The following is a 3,651-nucleotide window of genomic DNA, read 5'->3' as shown; positions in this document are numbered from 1 at the left end:
CCCACGGGTTCGAACTGCGATTGCGTCAGCCGCACCCAGTCTTCGTCGGGCACGCTTTGCAGACCTTGCAAATGCACATCGCTGGCCCAGTCTTGGGCCAGCAGCAAGGTGGCGGCCTCGGTCGCCTCGGCTTCGCTGGCAAACAAGGCCTTCATGACTGAGCGGTCCCAACTGCGGATCGCCATGGTTTGATAGGCCGGCATGCCGGGCTCACCGAAGATCGGTGCTTCGTCGGGGGTGTCGGCATCGGCGTCTTCGACGCTGACGGCCAAGGCCTCCAGCTCCATCAAAGCGTCCGAAACCGTTTCCACCCGGCTGGCCGGAGCCAGCAACAACAGTTCAACCATCATGATTAATACTTAACGCCTGCGTTCGGCCATCCAGCCTTCGAGGTAGTGGATGGTGGTGCCACCTTCGTTGAACTTGGCGTCCACCATCAGTTCACGATGCAGCGGGATGTTGGTTTGGATGCCGTCAATCAAGGTTTCGCTCAAGGCACTGCGCATGCGGGCCAGAGCCTGCTGGCGCGTATCGCCATGGACGATGATCTTGCCGATCATGGAGTCGTAGTTGGGCGGCACAAAGTATTGGGCGTAGGCATGCGAATCGACCCGCACGCCAGGGCCGCCCGGTGGGTGCCACATGGTGATGCGGCCCGGCGAGGGCATGAAGGTCCAAGGATCTTCGGCGTTGATACGGCACTCGATGGCATGGCCCCGATGATGGATCTGCTTTTGGGTGAAGGGCAGGGCTTCGCCAGCGGCGATGCGGATCTGCTGCTGCACGATGTCGATGCCCGTCACCAGTTCAGTCACCGGGTGTTCGACTTGCACGCGGGTGTTCATTTCAATGAAATAGAACTCGCCGTCTTCGAACAGAAATTCGAAGGTGCCTGCACCCCGGTAGCCCACCTTTTTGCAAGCGGCTGCGCAGCGCTCGCCGATCTTTTCGATCACCTTGCGCGGGATGCCCGGTGCTGGGGCTTCTTCGATGATCTTTTGGTGGCGGCGTTGCATCGAGCAATCGCGCTCGCCCAGCCACACCGCATTGCCGTGGGTATCGGCCAGCACTTGGATTTCGATGTGACGGGGATGTTCAAGGAACTTCTCCATGTACACCGTCGGGTTGCCGAAGGCTGCGCCTGCTTCAGCCCGGGTGGTCTGCACCGCATGCAGCAAGGCCGCTTCGGTGTGGACCACGCGCATGCCCCGCCCGCCACCGCCACCGGCCGCCTTGATGATGACCGGATAGCCCACTTGACGCGCGATGAGGATGATTTCCTTCGGGTCTTCGGGCAGTGCGCCGGGTGAGCCCGGTACCGTGGGCACATTGGCCTTGATCATCGCGTCTTTGGCCGAGACCTTGTCGCCCATGAGACGGATCGACTCAGCCGTCGGGCCGATGAAGGCAAAACCGCTTTTCTCCACCCGCTCAGCAAAGCTGGCGTTTTCGCTCAAGAAGCCATAGCCGGGGTGAATCGCTTCGGCATCCGTCACCTCGGCCGCCGCGATGATGGCCGGCATGTTCAGATAGCTCTGTGCGGAGGCTGCCGGGCCAATGCAGACCGATTCATCGGCCAGCTTGATGTACTTGGCGTCCCGGTCGGCTTCGGAGTACACCATCACGGCCCGAATGCCCATCTCGCGACAGGCACGCTGGATGCGCAGGGCAATTTCGCCACGATTGGCGATAAGAATTTTCTTGAACATAAATCAGGGCCTCGACTCGACGACAGGAAAAACGGGCGGGGGCGGTGCGGCGGGTGCGCTAGGGAGAACGTGAGCCGGGTTTAGCCGATGATGAACAGCGGTTGGCCGTACTCAACAGCCTGACCGTTTTCGACCAGCACTTGGGTGACCATACCGGCCTTGTCGGAGTCGATCTCATTCATGATTTTCATCGCTTCGATGATGCAAAGCGCTTGGCCTTCCTTGACCTGCTGACCCACATCCGCCAGCGGCTTGGAGCCCGGGCTGGAGGCGCGGTAGAAGGTGCCCACCATCGGTGACTTGATGACATGGCCGGTAGGGGCTGCGGGGACGGCCGGTGCTGCGGGTGCGGCGGCGGCCACGGGGGCGGCCGCCGGTGCGGCTTGCATCATCGGCTGCACCATCGTCATCATGCCAGCCGTCGGGCTGCTTTTGACGATGCGCACTTTGCCTTCGGCCTCGGTGATCTCCAGCTCGGAGATGTTCGATTCAGACACCAAGTCAATCAAGGTTTTGAGTTTGCGCAGATCCATCTCAAAGTCTCCGGTGATGGGGGTGATGGGGTGGTGAAAAAACAAAGCCGGCAAGCCGCCGGATGTGTCGCGTCGAGAGCAGCGCAGCGCCAAGCTCAGGGCTTGGCACGGCGTTGCAGGGCAAATTCAAGGGCGAGGCGATAGCCAAGGGCTCCGAGGCCGACGATGACCCCTTCGGCCAGATCAGAAAAATAAGAGTGATGCCGGAAGGGCTCACGCCGATGCACGTTGGAGAGGTGAACCTCGACGAACGGAATCGCTACCCCAGCCAAAGCGTCACGCAACGCCACGCTGGTGTGGGTGTAGGCACCGGGGTTGATGACGATGAAGTCCACGCCTTCGGCACGCGCTTGATGAATCCGGTCGATCAATGCGCCTTCATGGTTGCTCTGAAAGTGCAGCAGCGCCAAAGCATCCGCCCGATCTCGGTTTTGATCTTGGGCCCAACGGTCTAGGTCAGTCTGGATATCGGCCAAGGTGGCTGCCCCATAAACCTGGGGCTCACGGCTGCCCAGCAGGTTCAGATTCGGCCCTTGAAGAACGAGAATGCGCATGGCGGATGGTTGGGGGAATGGAGCGAAATCAGCAGCGTTGAAGGAGTTATCGCCTGAAGTTCTTGGCGAAAGTCGAACTTTACGCGCTTTTCAGGCCGATTCGCTCAAAAGAGCCGCATCAAAAGCATAAATCATGGTGTCATGGCCGTGGCCCAACGGGTCAGCTCCTCGGTGCTGACGGCCCCGGATTTTTGCATCACGACATGGCCATTGGCGTTCAAGATCACCGTGTAAGGCAGGCCACCGCTGGGGTTGCCCAAGCTGCGCATCAGCTCCATGCCCGCCCAGCCCGCCACGGCGATGGGGAAGGACACGGGGATGTCTTGCAAGAAGCGTTGCACCGCTTCCGGTCGGTCTACCGCTACGCCCACCACCTGCCAGCCCTTGTCGGCATGCTCTTTGGCAAAGCGATCCAAGGCCGGCATTTCGTGGGCGCAGTGGCTACACCAAGAGGCCCAAAAGTTCACCACCAAGGCTTGACCGCGCAGATCCTTGAACACCAGCTCGCCATGCTCCTTGGCCCCAGGGGGACGTGGTAGATGCTGTGCCCACAACAGTTCGGCGGCTTGGGTGGGCGGTGAGGGCTCTTTCTTGAGCAACAAAGCAGCCGTGGCGCTGGCCAGCACCACCAAACCGAGCCCGGCCAAGATGACCCATTTGAAGCGGCGTTTCATGTGTTTTCTCCTCGGTGTCGTGCGGTGTGCCAAGCCACAGATTCACGGCAGATCCACCGCTGGCATGCGCGCCATCACGGTGGCGGAGCGACCCATCAAGTAGGGCGAGGCGGGGCGTTTTTCGAAGCGTTTGGGCGCTGGCAGCATCACCGCCAGTCGGGCCGCTTGGGCGGCTTGTAGC

General features: G+C 61.0%; 5 protein-coding genes and 1 pseudogene. All 6 read right to left on the bottom strand.

What is annotated here, in order from left to right:
• Window positions 1-347, bottom strand: a 347-nt coding sequence (locus AC3VI7_RS12380; RefSeq protein WP_489671590.1) for a 50S ribosomal protein L11 methyltransferase, incomplete at its 3' end; no start/stop codon positions are given.
• A gap of 12 nt (window positions 348-359) precedes the next feature.
• A complete protein-coding gene (gene accC, locus AC3VI7_RS12375) occupies window positions 360-1,709 on the bottom strand; it encodes an acetyl-CoA carboxylase biotin carboxylase subunit (protein WP_489668931.1) in 1,350 nt (449 codons plus the stop codon).
• Between the two features lie 80 nt (window positions 1,710-1,789).
• A complete protein-coding gene (gene accB, locus AC3VI7_RS12370) occupies window positions 1,790-2,242 on the bottom strand; it encodes an acetyl-CoA carboxylase biotin carboxyl carrier protein (RefSeq protein ID WP_489668932.1) in 453 nt (150 codons plus the stop codon).
• A 95-nt stretch (window positions 2,243-2,337) separates the two neighbouring features.
• Window positions 2,338-2,796: a type II 3-dehydroquinate dehydratase gene (gene aroQ, locus AC3VI7_RS12365; protein WP_489668933.1), complete on the bottom strand. Its 459-nt coding sequence runs from the start codon at window positions 2,794-2,796 to the stop codon at window positions 2,338-2,340.
• Between the two features lie 131 nt (window positions 2,797-2,927).
• The gene (locus tag AC3VI7_RS12360) at window positions 2,928-3,470 is read right to left on the bottom strand and encodes a TlpA disulfide reductase family protein (RefSeq protein WP_489668934.1); all 543 of its coding nucleotides are present in this window, start codon (window positions 3,468-3,470) and stop codon (window positions 2,928-2,930) included.
• A gap of 42 nt (window positions 3,471-3,512) precedes the next feature.
• Window positions 3,513-3,651: pseudogene (locus AC3VI7_RS12355) on the bottom strand (monofunctional biosynthetic peptidoglycan transglycosylase); the annotation flags it as partial.

Source organism: Leptothrix toolikensis (SeqCode), from assembly GCF_057922285.1.
The sequence above is the reverse complement of the archived record's forward strand: the minus strand, read 5'-3'. Positions and strand labels throughout refer to the sequence as shown.